This is a genomic window from Mycobacterium sp. 236(2023), assembly GCF_029623955.1.
Taxonomy (GTDB): Bacteria; Actinomycetota; Actinomycetes; order Mycobacteriales; family Mycobacteriaceae; genus Mycobacterium.
In genome coordinates this window covers 86,476-106,672 of record NZ_JARSBP010000005.1, presented here as the reverse complement: position 1 = coordinate 106,672, position 20,197 = coordinate 86,476, and the positions used below count along the sequence as shown (strand labels likewise).

At 65.9% G+C, this 20,197-nt stretch carries 17 protein-coding genes; 11 read left to right on the top strand and 6 right to left on the bottom strand.

Annotated features, from left to right (window positions below; translation table 11 throughout):
• The first annotated feature begins 39 nt into the window (after positions 1–39).
• Genes P9A17_RS21275 through P9A17_RS21250 form a run of 6 tightly spaced genes read left to right on the top strand, consistent with a single transcriptional unit; the run spans position 40 to position 8,869 of the window.
• A complete protein-coding gene (locus P9A17_RS21275) occupies positions 40–2,661 on the top strand; it encodes an EAL domain-containing protein (RefSeq protein ID WP_278040718.1) in 2,622 nt (873 codons plus the stop codon).
• Between the two features lie 6 nt (positions 2,662–2,667).
• Positions 2,668–6,162, top strand: a complete 3,495-nt coding sequence (locus P9A17_RS21270) for a response regulator (RefSeq protein ID WP_278040717.1) — start codon at positions 2,668–2,670, stop codon at positions 6,160–6,162.
• Positions 6,159–6,989 carry a protein-glutamate O-methyltransferase CheR gene (locus P9A17_RS21265; protein ID WP_278040716.1) on the top strand — a complete coding sequence of 277 codons (831 nt, stop codon included), beginning with the start codon at positions 6,159–6,161 and terminating at the stop codon, positions 6,987–6,989. The genes P9A17_RS21270 and P9A17_RS21265 overlap by 4 nt, the downstream gene beginning before the upstream one ends.
• A 1-nt stretch (position 6,990) precedes the next feature.
• The gene (locus P9A17_RS21260; RefSeq protein WP_278040715.1) at positions 6,991–7,611 is read left to right on the top strand and encodes a chemotaxis protein CheB; all 621 of its coding nucleotides are present in this window, start codon (positions 6,991–6,993) and stop codon (positions 7,609–7,611) included.
• Between the two features lie 47 nt (positions 7,612–7,658).
• Positions 7,659–8,654, top strand: a complete 996-nt coding sequence (locus P9A17_RS21255) for a glycoside hydrolase family 6 protein (protein ID WP_278040714.1) — start codon at positions 7,659–7,661, stop codon at positions 8,652–8,654.
• An 8-nt stretch (positions 8,655–8,662) separates the two neighbouring features.
• On the top strand, positions 8,663–8,869 hold the full coding sequence (locus tag P9A17_RS21250) for a zinc-ribbon domain-containing protein (protein WP_278040713.1): 207 nt from the start codon (positions 8,663–8,665) through the stop codon (positions 8,867–8,869).
• Here the strand turns inward: P9A17_RS21250 and P9A17_RS21245 are convergent.
• Positions 8,860–10,050 carry an FAD-dependent monooxygenase gene (locus tag P9A17_RS21245; protein WP_278040712.1) on the bottom strand — a complete coding sequence of 397 codons (1,191 nt, stop codon included), beginning with the start codon at positions 10,048–10,050 and terminating at the stop codon, positions 8,860–8,862. The genes P9A17_RS21250 and P9A17_RS21245 overlap by 10 nt on opposite strands.
• Positions 10,051–10,121: 71 nt before the next feature.
• Here P9A17_RS21245 and P9A17_RS21240 point away from each other — a divergent pair, with 71 nt between their 5' ends.
• Both P9A17_RS21240 and P9A17_RS21235 read left to right on the top strand, forming a co-directional pair.
• Complete coding sequence (locus P9A17_RS21240; RefSeq protein ID WP_278040711.1) at positions 10,122–10,907, top strand: cyclase family protein; 786 nt, start codon at positions 10,122–10,124, stop codon at positions 10,905–10,907.
• A 109-nt stretch (positions 10,908–11,016) separates the two neighbouring features.
• Entirely contained in the window at positions 11,017–12,234 is a 1,218-nt protein-coding gene (locus P9A17_RS21235) for an HNH endonuclease signature motif containing protein (RefSeq protein ID WP_278040710.1), read from the top strand.
• Here P9A17_RS21235 and P9A17_RS21230 read toward each other — a convergent pair.
• Positions 12,231–12,875, bottom strand: coding sequence for a response regulator transcription factor (locus P9A17_RS21230; RefSeq protein ID WP_278040709.1), 645 nt, complete (start codon positions 12,873–12,875; stop codon positions 12,231–12,233). The two genes, P9A17_RS21235 and P9A17_RS21230, sit on opposite strands and share 4 nt — an antisense overlap.
• A gap of 11 nt (positions 12,876–12,886) precedes the next feature.
• The gene (locus tag P9A17_RS21225) at positions 12,887–14,143 is read right to left on the bottom strand and encodes a sensor histidine kinase (protein WP_278040708.1); all 1,257 of its coding nucleotides are present in this window, start codon (positions 14,141–14,143) and stop codon (positions 12,887–12,889) included.
• Positions 14,144–14,319: 176 nt separating this feature from the next.
• Between P9A17_RS21225 and P9A17_RS21220 the strand changes: the two genes are divergently transcribed.
• Positions 14,320–15,594, top strand: coding sequence for an ammonium transporter (locus tag P9A17_RS21220; protein ID WP_278040707.1), 1,275 nt, complete (start codon positions 14,320–14,322; stop codon positions 15,592–15,594).
• 8 nt (positions 15,595–15,602) lie between these two features.
• Here the strand turns inward: P9A17_RS21220 and P9A17_RS21215 are convergent, their stop codons facing one another.
• Positions 15,603–15,872 carry a hypothetical protein gene (locus P9A17_RS21215; protein ID WP_278040706.1) on the bottom strand — a complete coding sequence of 90 codons (270 nt, stop codon included), beginning with the start codon at positions 15,870–15,872 and terminating at the stop codon, positions 15,603–15,605.
• 159 nt (positions 15,873–16,031) lie between these two features.
• On the opposite strand from P9A17_RS21215, the gene P9A17_RS21210 reads away from it, so the two are divergent.
• Together P9A17_RS21210 and P9A17_RS21205 are read left to right on the top strand one after the other, a co-directional pair.
• Positions 16,032–17,162, top strand: coding sequence for a ferredoxin reductase (locus P9A17_RS21210; protein ID WP_278040705.1), 1,131 nt, complete (start codon positions 16,032–16,034; stop codon positions 17,160–17,162).
• A 10-nt stretch (positions 17,163–17,172) separates the two neighbouring features.
• On the top strand, positions 17,173–18,399 hold the full coding sequence (locus P9A17_RS21205; protein WP_278040704.1) for an acyl-CoA desaturase: 1,227 nt from the start codon (positions 17,173–17,175) through the stop codon (positions 18,397–18,399).
• On the opposite strand, the gene P9A17_RS21200 is transcribed toward P9A17_RS21205, so the two are convergent.
• On the bottom strand, positions 18,380–19,612 hold the full coding sequence (locus tag P9A17_RS21200) for an oxygenase MpaB family protein (protein WP_278040703.1): 1,233 nt from the start codon (positions 19,610–19,612) through the stop codon (positions 18,380–18,382). The genes P9A17_RS21205 and P9A17_RS21200 overlap by 20 nt on opposite strands.
• A gap of 43 nt (positions 19,613–19,655) precedes the next feature.
• The gene (locus P9A17_RS21195; RefSeq protein WP_278040702.1) at positions 19,656–20,075 is read right to left on the bottom strand and encodes a pyridoxamine 5'-phosphate oxidase family protein; all 420 of its coding nucleotides are present in this window, start codon (positions 20,073–20,075) and stop codon (positions 19,656–19,658) included.
• Between the last annotated feature and the right edge of the window lie 122 nt (positions 20,076–20,197).

Sequence of the window (20,197 nt, the reverse complement as noted above, 5' to 3'; positions counted from 1 at the left end):
AATAAACGGCGAGTGGATTTCGCGTAGGAGACTTGGCGGGTGGAAGTCGGTGTGCTTGCTCCGGAGGGGGCGCAAGAGGGGACGACAATCCTGGTGCCGGCGGACGACGCTGCCCTGAACCAACCCGTCGAAGACGTGAAGCAGATGGTTCTCGTCGTCGATGACGACGCCCGGCTGCGCGAACTGCTGTGCACGGTATTGACGCCCTTGAACTGCGATATTGCCCAGGCCGGTTCCGGCGAAGAAGCGCTGACCGCGTTGCTGCAACGCAAGGTGGCCGTCATCGTCCTCGACATCAACATGCCCGGCATGGACGGTTTCGAGACCGCCCAACTGATCCGCGATGTCGAGGAATTGGCGTCGACACCCATCATTTTCCTGACGGGGCAAGCCGAGGCCGGCGACCTGGACCGCGGCTACGACTTGGGTGCGGTCGATTTTTTGGTCAAGCCGGTTTCGCGGCAGGTCTTCTACGCGAAAGTCAAAGCGCTCCTTGAACTCGATCAGTCATTTGCCCGGCTGCGAAGCGAGGCAGCGAAGCTTCACGAACAGCAGCTACACGCAGCGCGCGCCGCCGAGATCAGGCATAGGGACGAGCTGATCGTCACGCGGCGGCGGGAGAAGCTGGGCAACATCTTCACGGCGGCGAGCATCGATCTGGCCTCCCTGGAGACGACGATCGTCGCTGAGCTCAGCCAGATGTTCGATGCCGTATGTCTGCTGCGGCTGCCGACCCCCGATCACGGGTTCCACGACACGCTGTCCCATGACGACGGGGGACGGGCGAGCGAGATGCTGAAGGCCGCCGTGGCCGACGCGGGCGAAGCACCGGATCTGGCAGCGAACTCGAACATTCTGGTTCAGCGTTTGACAGCCAGGGGCGGATACGTCGGCACCGTCTGCGTGGGGAGGGCCGGCGGGCCCCTATTCACCGAGGCGGACGTCACGCTGTTCCGCGGGGCATCGGTGGGGGCCGCGCTGGCGATCTCGAATGCCAGCCTCTACCGGGTTCAGGCCGAGTACGCCGCCGTCATGCAGGCCACCGGGGACGCGATCCTCGCCGTCGAGGCCGCAGGCACCATCCGCAGCTACAACAAGGCCGCGACCGCGCTGTTCAACGGCGACGACACGTCCCTGCTGGGACGTTCCATCCTGGACCTCGCCGCCGCGGATGACCGGCACCGGCTCGAGGAGCAACTGGACGCCACGCTGGCCATCCGGCAGGAAATCACGATCGAGATGGCGTTCCGCGCGCACGACGGCCGTGATGTCGAAGTCACGATCACGTTGTCGCCGATCGGTGACTCGGCCGATCCGCTGGTGGCTGTCGTGGTCCACGATCTGACCGAGATCAAACTCGCCCAGACCGAGATCCGCCGACTTGCCAGCCACGACCCGCTGACCGATCTGGCGAACCGGCGGCAACTCAACGAGCGGCTCGCCCACCTCGCACACCGCCGCGACGAAGGCTCGAACCTGGTCGCGTTGGTCTACATGGACGTCAACCATTTCAAGACCGTGAACGACACCTACGGTCACGACACCGGAGACGAACTGCTTCTGGAAGTGGCGACGCGGCTGCGATCCGCGGTCGGCGACGACACCCTGGTGTGCCGCATCGGCGGCGACGAGTTCGTGATCGTCTTCGAGGATGTGCCGTCGACCGCAGCGGCGGTGGTCGCCGGCGACAGGATCCTGGAGATGGTCCAGTCCCAGTACGTGTACTGCAAGAACGCGACACTGCGGCCCTCGCTGAGCATGGGCATCGCCTGCCTGGGCGACAGTGCGCACACCCCCGAGGAACTGCTGATCCACGCCGACATCGCCATGTTCGAAGCCAAGAAGACCCGGTCGGGCGTCTGTGTCCTCTACACCGACGCGATCGGGTCGAAACAGGAGAGCAAGGCCTATCTGCGCGGCGAGATCACCGAGGCCATCGTGCGCTCGGACTTCCGCATGGTCTACCAACCGATTGTGAACTCGGCCACCGGAGCATTGTTCGGATTGGAGGCCCTGATTCGCTGGCGGGTCGCGGGCGAGGAGATCCCGGCGAGCCAGATCATCACGCTGGCCGAGGACGCCGGACAGGCCGGTCCACTGGGTCGGTGGACGGTGACCCGATCCTTCCAGGACTACGCCGCTCTCGGACGCGACGACCTGAAACTGCACGTGAACGTGTCCCCGGATCAGGTGGTCGACGCGACCTTCCTCGAGCATCTGATCCACATGCAGCGGAAGAACGGCATCGCCCCGGAAAGGGTCTGCCTCGAACTGACCGAACGCGCGTTCAACTTCGACCCCTCGCCCGCCCACGTGGCGTTGCGCGGTGCCCGCGACTACGGATTCAGTTTGGCCATCGACGATTTCGGGGTCGAGCACGCCAGCATGACCAACCTCATGCACGTCCCCGTGGACTGGTTGAAGATCGACCGCTCGTTCATCGCCGAAGTGCCTGAGAACGAGCGAGTCCAGAGACTGGTTCGCAGCCAGATCGCCGTCGCGGCGTGCATGCAGGTCGACCTTGTCGCCGAAGGGGTCGAGACGCAGGAGCAGGCCGACTGGCTACGCAAGGCGGGATGCGTTCTGCAACAAGGCTTCCTCTACTCCCGCCCGATGGAGACATCGGATCTGGCGGCTTACCTGAATGGACGAGAGAGTTAGGGTGATATGACGCTCCGGACCCGGCTGGTCATTCTCTGCGGTGCAGCGATCCTGGCGATCATCATGGCGAACACGCTGTACACGATCCAGATCAACCGGATCTCAGCACTTTACGAAGAGCGCGCACAGGCGCGGGAAGCTCAGATCGCGGCGATCGACACCGGGCGAGACCTGCAGACACTGCTTGCGACATACAGCCAGTTCCTCTTCGCCGACGGCGGGCAACGGGATCGGCTCGCCGACGAACTGCTCAACCTCGACAGCACCATCGACACCGATCTACGGACCTCGGCAGACCAGGTCGCCAACGGCAACATCCGCCTGCAGTATCAGCAGGCTCTGACGATGTGGTCGACGTTCCGCGAGCAGTACCGTTCCGCGCAGGAAAGCGTCGACACCGACGCAGAAGCCCTCGCCGCCGCAGCGGATCTGGACGGGCAGGTGGCGCAGCTGGAGAACCAGCTCGGACTGATCGAGCAGGAAACCGTCCGCGCGGTGGATGACGCCAATACCCGGGCAGCGCGAGCGATCCAGTTCACCAAGAACACCCTCTGGCTGTTCTCCAGTGCGATCGTCCTCGTTCTCGGGGTACTGCTCTGGTTCACGAGCCGCAACATCGTTCGCACCGTAACCCGGGCGGCCGAAATCAACGAGAAAGCACGCCTGTCCAAAGAGATTCAGGCGAACCTGATGACGGAGGTGCAGAGCGTCGACGACCTGCGCGCCGCGTGCAACATCATCGTGTCCCGCACAGCCGAAGCAGTCGGCGCCAAACACGGTGCGCTGTACCTGCAGCAGGCCGACGACCCCGGCCAGTACGCGCTCACCGCGTCGTACGCGTTCCACCGCCGCAAGGGCCTGCCCACTGCATACGCTGTCGGCGACGGGCTCGTCGGTCAGTGTGCGCTCGAGGGCAATCGAATCGAGGTGACAGGCGCCCCGAGTGACTACGTCGAGATCGTGTCCGGGCTGGGGAAGACCGCGCCCGTGTCGCTGATGCTCGTCCCAATCAAGTTCGAGAGCGACGTGCTCGGTGTGCTCGAATTGGCTGCATTGCAACTGTTCTCGGAGGAGGACATCGAGCTACTCGAAAGCATCGCGCTCGGAGTCGGTGTCGCGATCAGCGCGATCGAGTCGGCGACCCAGACCCGCGAGTTGCTCAAGATCTCGCAGGCCCAGACCGAAGAGTTGCAGGCGCAGGAAGAAGAGCTCCGTGCGGCCAACGAGGCGCTGACTCAGCGCGAAGAGATGCTGTCGTCGCAGAACGCCGAGCTCGAGGAGACGACAGAGGAGCTGCGCACCCAGCAGGAGGAGTTGCGTGCCACCTCGGAGCGGCTGGAGAACCAGTCCCGGGCGCTCGAGGGCAAGAACGAGGAGTTGCAACGCCTCAGCGATTCTCTCGAAGTGAAGGCCGAGGAACTCGCGGTGTCGTCGCGGTACAAGTCGGAGTTCCTCGCGAACATGTCGCACGAGCTGCGCACCCCGCTCAACAGCATCCTGATCCTCGCGGGTCTGTTGACGGACTCGGAGGAGGGACTCAACGACAAGCAACACGAGTTCGCCGAGACCATCCAGCAGTCGGGCAAGGACCTGCTGAACCTGATCGACGAGGTGCTCGACCTCGCGAAGGTCGAATCGGGCTCGCTGTACATCGAGAAGGAGATGATCGACGTCGCCGAACTCGTCACTTTCCTCGGCCGGACGTTCAACCCGATCGCCGGAGACAAGGGCGTCGTATTCCGCGCTGTCGCTGACGATTCCGCGCCACCGCGGCTGGAAAGCGACTTCACCAGGGTCAAGCAGATCGCCAAGAATCTGGTGGCCAACGCCATCAAGTTCACCGACGTCGGTTCGGTCACCGTGAGGTTCTTCGGAGCGTCCGACACCTCGGGCAATCCCGGCAGCACCTTCCTGGCGATGGAAGTGACCGACACCGGAATCGGTATCGACGAGAAGGACCACAACCTGATCTTCGAGTCGTTCCAGCAGGCGGGAAAGGGGTCTGCGCGACAGTACGGCGGCACCGGCCTCGGTCTGGCGATCAGCCGGGAGCTGGCGCGTCATCTCGGCGGCGACATCACGTTGCGCAGCACCCTCGGACAGGGTTCGACCTTCACGTGCTATCTGCCCGTCGGAGCCGACCAGGCAATCGCCAGCCAGCAGCCCGCGGCGCCCGCTGCGCGACCGGAGCCTGCGAAACCTGTTGTGCTGGAACCGGTCACGCCAGCAGCCGTTGATACGGACGGCGAGGCGCGCTTCGAGGCCGTCGACACGTCGAGTGTCGAGTGGCCGACGGGCAACAAGCCTGTCCTGCTGATCGTCGAGGACGATGCCACGTTCGCGAGCATGCTCGCCACGCTGGCCACCGAGGCCGGGTTCGACTCAGTGATCACGGCGAGCGGTCGCATGGCCCTGGCGCTGGCGAAGGAACGCAGGCCGGCGGCCATCACACTGGACATCGGCCTTCCCGACATGGCCGGGTGGGTGGTCCTCGACGTCCTCAAGCACGATCTCGCCACCCGTCACATTCCGGTGAATGTCGTCTCGGGAGCCGACGACGACGGACGCGGCCGGCGGATGGGCGCGATCCAGACGTTGAACAAGCCGGCCGAGATCGGCGAGTTGCGTTCGATGTTCAGCTCCATCGCCGACTTCCTGAAGCCGGGACCGCGCCAGGTCCTGGTCGCCGAGGACGACGCCAACCAGCGCCAGGTCGTCAAGCACATGATCGAAAGCGACGACATCGAGATCACCACGGTGGCCACCGGTGAACAGGTGCTGGCGGAGCTGTCGGGCCCGACGTCCTACGACTGCCTGGTCCTGGACCTCGGACTGCCGGACATCGACGGAATCGATCTGATCGAGCAGATCAAGGACCAGTTGAAGCAGAAGAGTCTGCCCGTGATCGTGCACACCGGCCGCGAGCTGACGGTGTCCGAGACGGAGCGCCTCGAGGTGCTGGCGTCGGCGATCGTGCTGAAGAACGCCAAGTCGCCGGAGCGGCTACTCGACGAGACGGCCTTGTTCCTGCACCGCGTGGCGACGGAGATGCCGGACTCGGCGCGCGAAATCCTCTCCAACCCACGGCGAATGGACGAATCGCTGGAGGGCAACACGGTCCTGCTCGTCGACGACGACGTCCGCAACGTGTTCTCGTTGGGCAGTGCGTTGAAGCGCTACGGCATCACCGTGGTACCGGCTCGCAACGGCCAGCAGGGACTCGACGAACTCGCCGCGCATCCCGAGGTGGGTCTGGTGTTGATGGACATCATGATGCCGGTGATGGACGGATACGAGGCGATGCGCCGGATCCGCGCCGAACCGCAATGGCGCAACCTCCCGATCGTCGCTCTGACCGCGAAGGCGATGAAGGGCGATCGGCAGAAGTGCTTGGACGCAGGCGCTTCCGACTACGTCACCAAACCGGTCGACATGGACCAACTCACCTCGGTGCTCAGAGTGTGGCTCGCGGGCCGGCCCCGCGGACAGCGGACACCGTGACGGCTCGATCGCGGGAGTTGACCCTGATCGAAGCGGATGCGTTCTTCTACACCGTGTTCGAGCATCTGGGCTACGACTTTCGCCATTACAGCGACGCGTCACGCAACAGGAGGCTGATGGCGTTCGTCGACCGCCATTCCTTCGGGTCCATCTCGGAGGCCCAGGGCCAGGTGCTGCGAGATCCGACCCTGCTCGCGGGGTTCCTGTCCACAATGACCGTGAACGTCACCGAAATGTTCAGGGATCCTTCGGTATTCGCGAAGATCCGCACCGAGTTGGTGCCGCGGCTGGCGACTTATCCGCGCATCCGGATCTGGATCGCGGGCTGCGCGACCGGCGAAGAGGCGTACTCCGTTGCGATCCTTCTCGACGAGGCCGGGTTGCTGGACCGCACCACGATCTATGCCACCGACATCGACAGCGATTCGCTGCGAGTCGCGACGTCGGCGATCTACCCGGCCGACAACATGGTCAGCGCCACGCGCAACTACCAGGCCAGCGGCGGGGAGCGGCCGTTCTCGGATTGGTATGTCGCCAAATACGATCGGTGCATCCTGAGCCCGGAACTCCGGTCGCGAATCGAGTTCTTCTCCCACAACCTGGCCACCGACAGCACTTTCGGCGAGTTCAACCTGATCATGTGCCGCAACGTCTTCATCTATTTCGAGGAGACCCTGCAACAGCGCGTCGAGCACATTTTCCAGGAAAGCCTGGCGCCCTTCGGGAACGTCGTCATCGGACCGCGGGAGCGGCTCACACCGGACGGCAAAACGCTCTTCTCCCAGGTGGATCGTCGGCTGGGTATCTACGTCAAAGGCCGTCACTAGCGTGGTCCGCCCCGAAGTCGTCGTGATCGGGGGCAGCGCCGGCGGAATGCGCGCGGTGCGGGGCATCCTGGACGCGCTCGGCGGAATCCGGACCTCGGTGATGTGCGTGGTGCTGCACCGCTCGCCCGAGCGGTCACCTTTGGTGGAAGTGCTCCAGACCTACACCGCGCTGCCCGTTCACGAACCCGACGACAGTCCGTGGGGCTGCCCGCCCGGAACGATCACCGTGGCGCCTGCCGGCTACCACATGCTGATCGGCAGGCAACGGACCTTGACCGCCGAACCGCACTCACCGGTCACCCCGTACGAGGCTGCTCCGGGCGTGCGCGCGCATCTGACCCTCGACCCTCCCGTCGCCTACTCGCGCCCCTCGATCGATGTCGCGTTCACCAGCGCCGCCGATTTCGCCGGCTCAGCCATCGCCGTTCTGCTGTCGTGTGCGAACGAAGACGGCGCCGCCGGCTGCGAGGCGATCAAGTCGGCAGGGGGACGCGTGGTGCTTCAGGATCCGTCGTCGTGCGAGGCGGATATCGCGGTCCGGGCAGCGATGCGCAAAGTGGAGCCGGACTACGTCGCCGATCCCACCGGCATCGGGCGATGGCTTTCGCACGAGCTCCGTTAGGTCGCAGCGACTGGCATTCGATCCGAAGCCGCACTAAGTTCCGGTACGTGTTCTCCTCAGCCGTTGGTGCCGCCGTGCGCTGGATCGCCCCCGTCCTGACGGTCGCAGCCGTCGCAGTCACCGGTGTCGCGGTCGGGCCGACCGACACCCAGTCCGCACCGCAGGTGCGTCTGACGGCTGACGCGAACCCGCTGGTCGGCCTGCCGTTCTATGTGAACCCCCAGTCGAAGGGCATGCGTGCGCTGGCGGGTAACCCTGACCCGCTGCTGGCCGCCGTCGTGAACACCCCGACGGCCTACTGGATGGACCACCTGTCCACCCCCGCCGTGGACACGAAGTACATCCAGACCGCGCAGGCCGCGGGCACCATGCCGATCCTGGCGCTCTACGGCATCCCCAACCGGGACTGCGGGAGCTACGCCGCGGGCGGATTCGGGTCCGGCGACTCCTACCGCGCCTGGATCGACGGCGTCGCGGCCGCGATCGGCGGCGGTCCCGCCGCGGTCATCCTCGAACCCGACGCCCTCGCGATGGCCGACTGCCTGTCGGCGGATCAGCAGCAGGAGCGGTTCGCCCTCATCGGCTACGCCGTCGACACTTTGACCCGCAACCCCCGAACCGCCGTCTATGTGGACGCCGGGCACTCGCGCTGGGTTCCGGCCGACGTGATGGCGGCCCGGCTGAACCAGGTCGGGGTCGCCAAGGCCCGTGGCTTCAGCCTGAACACTGCGAACTTCTTCACCACGGACGAGTCGGTCGGATACGGCTCGGTGATCTCGGGGATGACGGGTGGCAAACCGTTCGTCATCGACACGTCGCGCAACGGCGCCGGACCCGTCGAGGGCGATGACCTGTACTGGTGCAACCCCAGCGGACGCGCACTCGGCGCCCGCCCGACCACGGCCACCGGCAACCCGCAGGTCGACGCGTTCCTGTGGGTGAAGCGTCCCGGCGAATCGGACGGTTCCTGCCGTGGCGCGCCCAGCGCCGGCACGTTCGTCAGCCAGTACGCGATCGATCTGGCCCGCAACGCCGGCTGGTAACCCCGACCATGTTGTTCCTGTTCGGCTACGGCACCAAACAGAAGCATGTCGGGCCGGGCGAGGTGAGGGCGTGCGGACGCTGCCACAACACGTCCCAGTGGGCCCGGATACGGGAGTTCAAACAGTTCACCGTGTTCTTCATCCCTGTCGCGCGCTGGAAGCGGCGGCAACTCGAGGTCTGCGGGATCTGCGGAGCCGCGCTCGCCTACCGGTAGTCCGGTAGCGACTCGGGCGGGCTCGCGATCCTGGACAGCCGGCCGCCGGTGACCGAGGCGACCGTCCGCGCCACCCGGCTCGCGGCCATCGCCGCTGCGGCATGGAATACGCGAATGCCGGTGCGCGTCCTCGGGTTCGCGAGTCGCAGCGCGCCGGCGCGTACCTGGGGTGCCGAGTCGGTGAACGGCTTCATCGCGCGTTCGTACCTGCCGAGCGCCGCGACGACGTCGCCATCGCCGGCGAGCTCGCCCGCCAGAATGTAGGCGCCGATGAGTGCAAGGCTGGTGCCCGCGCCCCCGAAGGTCGCGTTACAGAAGGCGGCATCGCCGAGCAGCGCGATCCGGCCCTTGCTCCACGAGGGGGTGTGTACCTGCCCGGCCACCGAGAAATACATCGGCGCGCCGTCGTCGAGCGCGGCGAGCACGCGGGGCGCCGCGCCGCCGACGTCGGCGAAGGTGCGCCGCAGGATTGTCAGCTGCCCGGCCCGGTCGAGGTCCTCGAAGCCGCGGACATCGGAGATGAACGTCAGGATGGCCCGGGTGGTGCCGAGGTTGTCCGGCCGCAGATGGACGGCGCGGGATTCGGTGGCGTGCTGCCAGTTCCACCATTGGTCATCGTCCTCGCTGCGCGGGATGGTCGCGTAGGCGAAGTGCATGCCGAGATCGTTGACCTCGGCGGGCGTGACGAATCTCCGCGACCGCGAATGCAGGCCTTCGGCGATCACCAGAAGGTCGGCGTCGACGGACGAGCCGTCCTGCAGCGCCACCCGCACGTGGTCTTCGTGGTCGGCGACATCGGCGATCTGCGTGCCGAACCGGTAGTCGGTGTCGGGGGTGTGTTCGATGAGGATGCGGGACAGCTCGCCGCGCAGGATCTCCAGTTCCGCGGTGGGGCCATCTGACTGGCCTTGTGACGCAACGGGAAACGAGGCAGCAGGGGAGCCATCCGCCGTGACGAATCGGGTACCGATCTCGCCGGTGTTCGCCGCGCGGATCTCATCGCCGAGTCCCATCCGAGCGACGACGTCGCGGGCAGCACCGCGGATGTCGACGTTCTGGCCCTCGTCGCGGCGCTGGGGGAATCGTTCGATGACGGTGGTGCTCCACCCGCGTGCGGTGAGCTGATAGGCCAGCGCCGGACCGGCGATACCGGCGCCCGAGATGACAGCGTGACGGGGCATGCGCTCCTGTGCCCCAGGTGGGCCGTCGCGAAACGGAGTCGGTATGACATGTCCATGACATCCTGACCGTCATGCCCACCCTGATCGACATTTCAGTGCCGCTGCGCGGCGGCATCGCCTCTGATCCACCGGGGTATCGCCCCGAGATCGAGTACTTCACCCACCGCGACACCGTCGGGGACGTGCTCGCGTTCTTCCCCGGAGCCACCGAGAGCGACCTGCCCGACGGGGAGGGCTGGGCGATCGAACGGGTGACGATGACCACCCACAGTGGCACTCATCTCGACGCGCCGTACCACTTCGCCTCGACGATGAACCGGGCCAACGAGGAGAACGGCGAACGTGCGATCACCATTGACGAGGTTCCGCTCGAATGGTGTTTCCAGCCCGGCGTGAAACTGGACTTCCGCCACCTCGACGACGGCTATGTCGTCACCCCCGACGACATCGACGCCGAGTTGCAGCGCATCGGTCACACGCTGTCGCCGCTGGAGATCGTCGTCGTCAACACCAGCGCCGGAACCCGGTACGGCCACGACGATTACGTGCAGAGCGGGTGCGGGATCGGGCGGGACGCCACCCTGCACATGCTCGAACAGGGCGTGCGGCTCACCGGGACCGACGCCTGGAGTTGGGACGCGCCGTTCACGTTCACCGCGCAGCGCTACGCCGAGGACCACGACGCGTCGATCATCTGGGAGGGGCACAAGGCCGGGCGCGACATCGGTTACTGCCACATCGAGAAGCTGCACAACCTGGAACAGTTGCCCGCGAAGGGATTTCGGGTGAGCTGTTTTCCTGTCAAGGTTCACGCCGCGTCGGCGGGGTGGACCAGGGCCGTGGCCATCATCGATTGACTCGCTGCCACGGTTTCTTGTCGGACCCCGGCGGCATGATGGGGTTATTCGGCCGTCGAGCATTGCGTCTTTTCAACCGAGTCCCCCTCGGGGGCTGCGGTTGGAAGCCATGTTCGATGAGCTCTCGGAGTTGGCGGGGCAGCGTAACGCGATCGACGGTCGGATCGTGGAGATCGCGGCGGAGATGGATCGGGAAGGATTGTGGGCTACGACCGGGTGCAGGTCGATGGCCGAGTTGATCGCCTGGAAGATCGGGGTGCCGCCCCATAACGCGAAATCGGTGATGACGGTTGCGGGCCGTGCCGAGGAACTGCCGCGATGTGCCGCTGCTCTTTGGGAGGGTCGACTGTCGCTGGATCAGGTGGAGGTGATCGCCGACAGGTCCGGTCCGGGGTCAGACACGCACTATATGCATGTCGCGGAGAACATGACGGTGGCGCAGTTGCGGACCGCGGTGGCCGCAGAACCCAAACCGGTTGCGGAGCCCAAGCCGGACCCTGGGCCTTCGGTGTCCAGGACTATCAGGGGTGAGTACACGACGTTCCGGTTTCGAGTGCACAACCTGGAGGCGGCAAAGGTCGATGCGGCGCTGGCGTCGCATAAGGATGGGTTGATCGCGGACTGGAAACGCGACCGCGACGAAGCCGATCACAACGAAGCCGCTCAAAACGAAGCCGACGCGGGCGGTCAGGTGCCGCCTTTTCCGACCGCCAAGGACGCGTTCATGAGTCTGGTCGAGACAGGTTGGGACGCTGACGTGGCGCGTCGCCCGCATGGTCAGCACACCACCGTGATCGTGCACCTGGATGTCGGAAAGTCCATCGCCAGCCTGCATCTGGGGCCGGCGCTCTCCGAGGGCGACCGTCAGTACGCCCTCTGTGACGCCACCTGTGAGGTGTGGTTCGAACGTGCCGGTCAGCCGATCGGGTCGGGCCGGGTCACCCGCACGATCAGCCGCCGGTTGCGTCGCGCTCTGGAGCGTCGTGATCACGGCGCGTGTGTGGTGCCCGGGTGCGGAGCTACCCGGGGTTTGCACGCCCATCACGTGATCCACTGGGAGAACGGTGGGGAGACCGAACTCGACAACCTGGTTTTGGTCTGCCCGTTTCATCATCGTGCGCATCACCGCGGCGACATCACGATCACCGGTCCGGCTCACCGTCTCAGCGTCACCGACTCCGAGGGCAACATCATGAAAAGTGGCTCGCTGGCGCGACCACCCATCACCGCGCCACCGAACGTCGCGCCGTATCGGGGCCCGACCGGTGAACGCGCCCAATGGAAGTGGTACCACCCCTACGAACCACCACCACCGACACCGAACTAAGTGCGAAGGTAGGCAAGAACCGCGAGCACGCGGCGATGTTGCTCGTCGTCGGGCGGCAGCATCAGTTTGGCGAAGATGTTGCCGATGTGCTTCTCGACGGTGCCGTCGCTGACTGACAGGCTGCGAGCGATGTTCGGGTTAGAGCGGCCCTCGGCCATCAACGCAAGGACCTCAAGCTCACGAGTTGTCATGGCCCGCAAGGGATCGTCGCGGCGGCGGCGCACCAGCAACTGCGCGACCACGTCGCGGTCGAGCACTGTGCCACCCGTCGCGACCCGGTCGATCGCGTCGAGGAATTCGGTGATCGCCGTGACCCGGTCCTTGAGCAGATAACCGATCCCGCCGGTGCCGTCGGCCAGCAGATCGTCGGCGTAGGAGACCTCGACGTATTGCGACAGCACCAGCACCGGCGTGTGCGGTACCCGTCTGCGGGCCTCGACGGCGGCACGCAGCCCTTCGTCGGTGTGCGACGGCGGCATCCGGACGTCGACGACGGAAACATCCGGTCGGTGCGCCTCGACGGCAGCCACCAGCGACGGACCGTCGCCCACTGCGGCGACGACCTCGTGGCCGTTCTCGGTGAGAAGCCGAACGAGGCCTTCCCGCAACAGGATCGAGTCATCGGCCACCACTATCTTCAAGGGCAAGATCTTCAGCACGGCACCGTCACCCCGATCGTCGTCGGCCCCCCGACGGGGCTGGTGACTGTCAGTGTGCCCCCGACGGCGCGCACCCTGTCATCGAGTCCGGACAACCCATGGCCCTTGGCGAGGTGTGCTCCGCCGTTGCCGTCGTCGGTGATCTCGACGCCGACCTTCTCGGGGCCGTGCGCGACGGTGATCCAGCAGTACGCGGCGCCACTGTGTTTGGCCACATTGGTCAGCGCCTCGGCGACGGCGAAGTACACGGCCGTCTCGACGGCGGGATCCAGACGCCCGGCCGGCATACCGAGTTCCGGGTCGACAGCCAACTCGACCGGCACGGTGCATCGAACGGCCAGCGCCGCCAGCGCACTCGGCAGGCCGCGATCGGTGAGCACCGGGGGCGCGATGCCGCGTGACAGCACCCGCAGCTCGTCCAACGTCTCCTGGGTCTGCACGAGCGCTTCGTCCAGCGTTGCGCGCATCGCGTCGGGATCGGTGTCCAGGTGTCTGCGGGCGCGGCTCAGATCCATCGCCAGCCGCACCAACCGCTGCTGGGGGCCGTCGTGGATATCGCGTTCCAGCCGGCGCAACGCCGTCGCCTCGGCTGAGGCGGCCGCCGCCTTCTGTTCGGTGAGCACGGTGATCGTCTGCCGCATCTCGGCGACTCCAGTCAGCAGGAACCGGCTGAAGTAGCTGGAGACCAGCGCGCAACCCCGCACCACGAAGGGCAGGGTGACAAGGCACAGCACGCCGACGGCCGTCTGGAAGCCGATCCGCGCGACCGCGCTGTCACCGAGCCCGATCAGCTGGGCCAGCGACTGGTTGTCGGGGCCGCGCGGGATGCTCCAATCCCAGAAGACGGTGAGGGTGCCCGCGATCCCGGAGGCCCACCACGAGACGACGATGCAGAACGTCGTCACCGCGATCGGGAAGTGCAAGAGTCCGTGGACGAGGTCCAGCCAGAACTGGGCCTCGGTCAGCGGCATGACCATGCGTTTCCACAGTCCGGCATCCGGCGGCGGCACGCGATAGGTAGGCCGGGTTCGGGGCAGACGCAGTACAGCGGGAAATCGCAAGCGTTCGATGTCGGCGAAGGCGCGCCCGATGAACAGCGTCGCGGTGAGGATCGGCAGGCCGATCACGACGACCAGCATCCCGACTCCCGCCGAGAATCCGGTCACCAGGACGCAGAAGCTGACCAGGGCGAGCGGGAACCCCAGCAGGCAGTAACCGGTGTCGATTCGGAGCTGACGGAGACTCACCACGGACTCGACGCTAGGCATGTGTCGGCGTCACTCCCATCCGGTCCGCCAGCGTTCTCAGGGTAGGGCTGTCCCCACCCCCACCGCGCGATCCTGTGAAACATTCCGGAAACACAATCGCCGCGTAGCCGAAACGCGAGACCGACATCCTCGTCCGGGACCGTCGAAGGAGCCGGACAGTGAACGAGATCGACCCCGCCGCGACCGCGTGGCTGTTGACCAGTACCGCCCTCGTGCTCTTGATGACGCCGGGGCTCGCAATCTTCTACGGCGGCATGGTGCGTACCACCGGCGTGCTCAACATGATCATGATGAGCTTCATCGCCATCCCGCTGGTGACCGTGTCCTGGCTGCTGGTCGGCTACAGCGTGGCGTTCAGCGATGGCGGGGCCGGCGGGTTCCTCGGCGGCCTCTCGCACATGGGTATGAGCGGCATTGCTCCTGACACGGTGCACGGGCAGGTCCCGGAACTGTTGTTCGCGACGTTCCAGCTAACCTTCGCGATCATCACCGCGGCACTGATCAGCGGCGCGATCGCCGACAGGGCCAAGTTCGCCGCGTGGGCGGTGTTCGTCCCGGTGTGGGCGGTCCTCGTGTACGCCGTCGTGGCGCACTGGGTGTGGGCGCCGACGGGATGGCTCTTCGAACTCGGCGTGCTGGACTACGCGGGCGGTCTCGTCGTCGAGATCGTCTCGGGCGCGTCGGCTTTGGCGCTGGCTCTGGTACTGGGGCCGCGCATCGGCTTCAAGAAGGAAGCGATGCGCCCGCACAACCTGCCGTTCGTGCTTCTCGGCGTCGGGCTGCTGTGGTTCGGCTGGTTCGGGTTCAACGCCGGATCGGCGTTGGCCGCCAACGGAACCGCCGCGGCGATCTTCCTCAACACGTTGGTGGCCGGCTGCCTGGGCATGCTCGGCTGGCTGACGGTCGAGCAGATCCGCGACGGTAGGCCGACCACGTTCGGTGCCGCCTCCGGCGTCGTCGCCGGCCTCGTCGCGATCACACCGTCCTGCGGGACGGTCGACACCCTCGGGGCCGTCGTCGTCGGTGTGGTGGCAGGCGTGGTCTGCTCGTTCGCGATCGGTCTGAAATTCCGCTTCGGTTATGACGATTCGCTCGACGTGGTCGGCGTGCATTTCGTCGGCGGCGTGGTCGGCATGATCCTGATCGGCTTCCTCGCGACCGACGTGATGACGGGCGGGCCGGAGGGCCTGTTCTACGGCGGCGGCGTGGCGCAGCTCGGCAAGCAGGCGCTGGCGGTCGTCGTGGTGGCCGCCTACGCGTTCGCGGTGTCCTTCATCCTCGGCAAGCTGATCGACCGCCTCATCGGCTTCCGCATCAGCGCCGAGGAGGAGACTTCCGGCGTCGACTTCTCGCAGCACGCCGAAACCGCGTACGCCGAAGGCGTCCACGGCCACGGGGCGGCGCCCCGGCGCCCCGGTTCGCCGCCGCAGTAGACCGACCGTCAGGTGAGTTTGCGGTAGCGGAGCAGGAACAGGGCAGCGACGGCCGCGGCGGCCAGACCGACGACCGTCCACAGAACCAGCGAGAAGAGCACTGTCGCCGAGGACAGGCCGTAGGTGGACAGCACCGAAGCCGAGTAGATCAGCCAGAAGACGCGGTAGGCCGACCACAGCGCGGTGATCCCGGCGGAGATGCCGAAGATGAGGCTGCGGGTGCGGTCGACGCGGTTGGTCTGGTCCTGGATGCGGGTGAGAAACATGTTTGTTGTCATGACCCGAGTACACCGGCGGCCGTCGGCTACCGATCCCAAGTTGAAATCCGGGCAATTCGCTGACAATGCAGGAAGTCAGGTTTGGGGCTGGCCGGCTTTGGACAATCCCGTGCCCGTTGCGGTGTGACGGTTGTCACTCTCTCGCCAGATGGAGGCCCGGTGGAGTCGACTATTCGCAGTTTGAAGCGGTGGAGTGTGGCGCCGGCGAAAGAGGTCGACACCGCGACCACCCCGGCGGTCAACGTGCTGCGAGGATTGGTGGCCCGTGCGACCACGCCGTTGCTGCCAGACGACTATCTGAAGATGTTGAATCCGCTGTGGTCCGCCCGGGAACTGCGTGGGCAGGTCGTCGATGTCACACGCGAGACCGAAGACTCGGCGACCGTGACCATCAAGCCGGGGTGGGGTTTCTCCGGTGATTACCGGCCGGGCCAGTACGTCGGAATCGGCCTGCGGATCGACGGGCACTGGCATTGGCGCTCCTATTCGCTGACATCGATTCCGCTCCGCGACAAGAAGCTGATCTCGATCACCGTGAAGGCGACACCGGAAGGGTTCCTGTCCACCCATCTGGTGAACGGTGTGGAGCCCGGCACCATCGTGCGCCTCGCGTCACCCAAGGGCGACTTCGCGCTTCCCGACCCGCCGCCGGCGAAGTTGCTCCTGATCAGTGCGGGCAGTGGGATCACGCCCATCATGGCGATGCTGCGGGCGCTTCATGCGCGCGATCAGCATCCGGACATCGTGCACATCCACTCGGCGCCGTCGGCCGATTCCGTGATCTTCCATGACGAACTCAGATCGCTCGATACCGAAGTAGACAGCTATCGGCTGCATCTGCAGTTCACCGAGCAGATGGGCCACGTCGACTTCGACGCGTTGCACGAGATCGTCGAGGACTGGACGGACCGACCCACCTGGGCGTGCGGCCCGCCGACGATGCTCGACTCTCTCGACACGACGTTCAGTGCCGCCGGAGTCGAGGACAACCTGCACACGGAAAGGTTTGTCATCGCCCGCACCGACAAGGGCGGCGAAGGTGGCACCGTCACTTTCGCGATCTCAGACAAGAGTGCCGAGGTCGACGGGGCTACCTCGCTGCTTGAGGCCGGTGAAAAAGCCGGTATCCAAATGCCTTTCGGCTGCCGGATGGGTATCTGTCAGTCCTGCGTGCTCCCCTTGGAGTCGGGTCACGTCCGCGACATCCGCTCCGGGGACGAACACGGCGAAGGGGACCGAATACAGACTTGCGTCTCCACGGCGTCCGGCGACTGCACCCTCAAGATCTGACAGGAGCGACATGGCAATCACTGATCTCAAGGAGTACGCGCACCTCAGCGCCGAGGACGTCGAAGCGCTGGGGCGCGAGCTCGACGCGATCCGCGACGACATCGAGGAGTCCCGCGGTGAACGCGACGCCCGCTATATCCGCCGCGCCATCCAGCTGCAGCGCGCACTCGTCGTCGGCAGCCGCGTCGTCCTGATGGCGAGCCGCAACAAGTACGCGTGGCTGGCCGGGACGGCCATGCTGGGCGCGGGCAAGATCATCGAGAACATGGAGTTGGGCCACAACATCATTCACGGCCAGTGGGACTGGATGAACGATCCGGAGATCCACTCCACCGAATGGGAGTGGGACACCACCTCACCGGCAGAGCACTGGAAGAAATCGCACAACTACATCCATCACAAGTTCACCAACATCGTCGGGATGGACGACGACGTCGGCTACGGCATCATGCGGGTGACCAGGGACGAGAAGTGGGCGCCGTGGATGATCGGCAATCCTGTCTACAACCTGCTGCTCGGCACCCTCTTCGAGTGGGGGGTCGCCGCTCACGGGCTCGAGCTGTCCCAGGTGCGCAAACACGAGAAGTCGTGGGCCGAGGTGCGCAAGGACCTGCGCATCATCGGAAAGAAGGTCGGTAAGCAGGTCGGCAAGGACTACATCATCTTTCCGGCCCTGGCAGGCCCGGGCTGGAAACGTACGATGCAGGCCAACGCGGTCGCGAACCTGATCCGCAACTACTGGTCCTACGCGGTGATCTTCTGCGGACATTTCCCCGATGGCGCGGAGAAGTTCACCCGAGAAGAGTTCGAGAATGAAACGCAGGCCGAGTGGTATCTGCGACAGATGCTGGGGTCAGCCAACTTTCGCGCCGGCAAGATGATGGCGTTCATGAGCGGAAACCTCTGCTACCAGATCGAGCACCACATGTTCCCCGACCTGCCCAGCAACCGCTACGCGGAGATCTCGGTGCGGGTGAAAGAATTGTGCGAGAAGTACGACCTGCCGTACACCACCGGTTCGCTGCCTCGGCAGTACTGGCAGTCGTTCTGGACCATCGCGAAACTCGCCTTGCCGGACAAGTATCTGAAGGGAACGCCCGACAACGCCCCGGAAACCAACTCCGAGAAGAAGTTCCGGTCACTGCGTGGCAGTCTCGCGCCGGACCCGGTGACGGGGAAGCGGCGGGGACTCCGGACGGCGATGCGTGAGGTGCATTTCACCGCCGCAGCGGGGTAGCTGCCTCGAAGGCAGCCGCCTTGCCCGCCGACTGCCACTGTAGCCAGTTCTCCCAGCGTCTGAGATTGGTCTGCTGCCAGCTCCGGTCTACTCCAGGCGAAAGTCGGCGCGCGACCTCGAGCACTGCGATCAGCGGAGTTCGTAAGAGCAGCAACAGAATTCCGGGAAGCGCGGACGGTAGCCGGTACCGGCGACGGTTCCACGGCAGCATGTAGAGACCGAGGTAGCCCGCCTGGACGCGATAGTGGTACTCGGCGCGAAGACGCTGGAATCCACTCAAACCGGGGGCCGGTTCGAACGCGGGGGCGAACGACTCGACGAGTTCGGCGCCGCTGTTCGCGCTGTCGTAGCTGCGTGCGCTGTCAGCCATGAGCAGGATGCGCCACGCGTCGGCGACCGTTTCCGGGAAGTAGCCCTCGCACCGGACACCGACCAGGTGGCCGCAATAGCGGTTGAAGTGCAGCACCGCCCGCATCTCCCGGGGTGACGTCAGATGCCCGAGCGGAAACAGCCCGAACGCCGGTGCGACGCTGCCGCCGAGAAGGGTCAGCAGCATCGCCGATTGGCTGATCGGCAGGCCCCAGCGCTGCGCATCCCATTCGGGATGCTGTTGCACACGTGCACGGACGCTCACATGCATGATCCGCACGTGCAGAGAGATGTTGCGCGCCAACGATCCTGGCGCCAGGACCGCGCCGGGCCGGCACACCTCGATCCACCATCGCGATGTTTCCAGGTACCGGTGCAGCGCCCGCTGTCCGGCATAGCCACCGGACAGCGACAGCGGGACGGCCAGCCAACCCTCGGTGTAGGTGTCGTTGGTGCCCGCGTTGCCGAGCGCGCCGAGCGCGTAGGCCCATCGCCGCCACACCGCAGCACCTTCCTCGACGAGTTCTGGGTCGACCCAGTCGGGCAGCTGCTCGAACTCCGCGAACAGCGCGCGCATCGATTCTGGTGCGTCGGGCACGTTGTCGATGCCGACGCGCTGCGCCTGCTCGACGAGGTCGCGGGCCTTTCGTGCGCCGAGTTCACCGTGATAGGTCTGCGCCACGAACCGTTCTGCGACGGGATCACCCTCGTCGAGACCGTCGATGAATGCCCGGGCCACCGCGTCCGAGGGGAACGGGTCGACGCCGGTGAGGCGTCGCGCGACGAACCGCAACCGGGCCCGGCGTGGCGGCATGTCCGGGTAGCGGAATGCGGTCGGTGCCATGGCTCAGTGTCACATTTGGGCGCGCGTCACATTCGGGCGCTCGTCACATCGCGTAGCGGCTGACATTCTCCGGATGGATGACGACGCGAACCCATTCCTGGGTGATCATCTCGGCGAGGTCCTGGGCACGCGCCGGGTCGTCGACGTCCCAGTAGCGTTCGGCGAGCCGTGTCAAGAGGTCGTGTGCCCCGTCCGTTTCGATCGTGGTGCTTCCGGCGACCGACACCCACCGCTCGCGTTCGCCGACGGGCGCGGCGACGACGATGGACGCCCGCGGGTCCCGGCCCAGCCGCCGCATCTTCACGGTGTCGGGGCCGGTGAACAACTGGATGGTGGCGTCGTCGGTCACCTCGAACCACACCGGCCGCGGCTGCGGCGGGGTCGGCCCCGCGGCGGCGGCGAAGAACCCGTACAGCGGGCGTCTCAGAAACTCCAGGTCGTCGGCCGTCAGTTCGGTACTCATCACTCCATTGAACAGACCGTTACGTGTCGGCGTCCCCGTCCTCCTCCGTGGGGAGTGCCTCGGCGCCAGGGGTCGCGGGGGTGGTCAGCACTTCTTCGGTCTCGTCGCCAGGCTGCGGGGTT

Excerpts from the sequence above, each read along its gene's own strand:
- P9A17_RS21240 (WP_278040711.1), top strand. The coding sequence starts at position 10,122 with ATGCCCACCCTGATCGACATTTCAGTGCCGCTGCGCGGCGGCATCGCC.
- P9A17_RS21195 (WP_278040702.1), bottom strand. The coding sequence starts at position 20,075 with ATGAGTACCGAACTGACGGCCGACGACCTGGAGTTTCTGAGACGCCCG.
- P9A17_RS21235 (WP_278040710.1), top strand. The coding sequence starts at position 11,017 with ATGTTCGATGAGCTCTCGGAGTTGGCGGGGCAGCGTAACGCGATCGAC.
- P9A17_RS21250 (WP_278040713.1), top strand. The coding sequence starts at position 8,663 with ATGTTGTTCCTGTTCGGCTACGGCACCAAACAGAAGCATGTCGGGCCG.
- P9A17_RS21270 (WP_278040717.1), top strand. The coding sequence starts at position 2,668 with ATGACGCTCCGGACCCGGCTGGTCATTCTCTGCGGTGCAGCGATCCTG.
- P9A17_RS21215 (WP_278040706.1), bottom strand. The coding sequence starts at position 15,872 with ATGACAACAAACATGTTTCTCACCCGCATCCAGGACCAGACCAACCGC.
- P9A17_RS21205 (WP_278040704.1), top strand. The coding sequence starts at position 17,173 with ATGGCAATCACTGATCTCAAGGAGTACGCGCACCTCAGCGCCGAGGAC.
- P9A17_RS21245 (WP_278040712.1), bottom strand. The coding sequence starts at position 10,050 with ATGCCCCGTCACGCTGTCATCTCGGGCGCCGGTATCGCCGGTCCGGCG.
- P9A17_RS21200 (WP_278040703.1), bottom strand. The coding sequence starts at position 19,612 with ATGGCACCGACCGCATTCCGCTACCCGGACATGCCGCCACGCCGGGCC.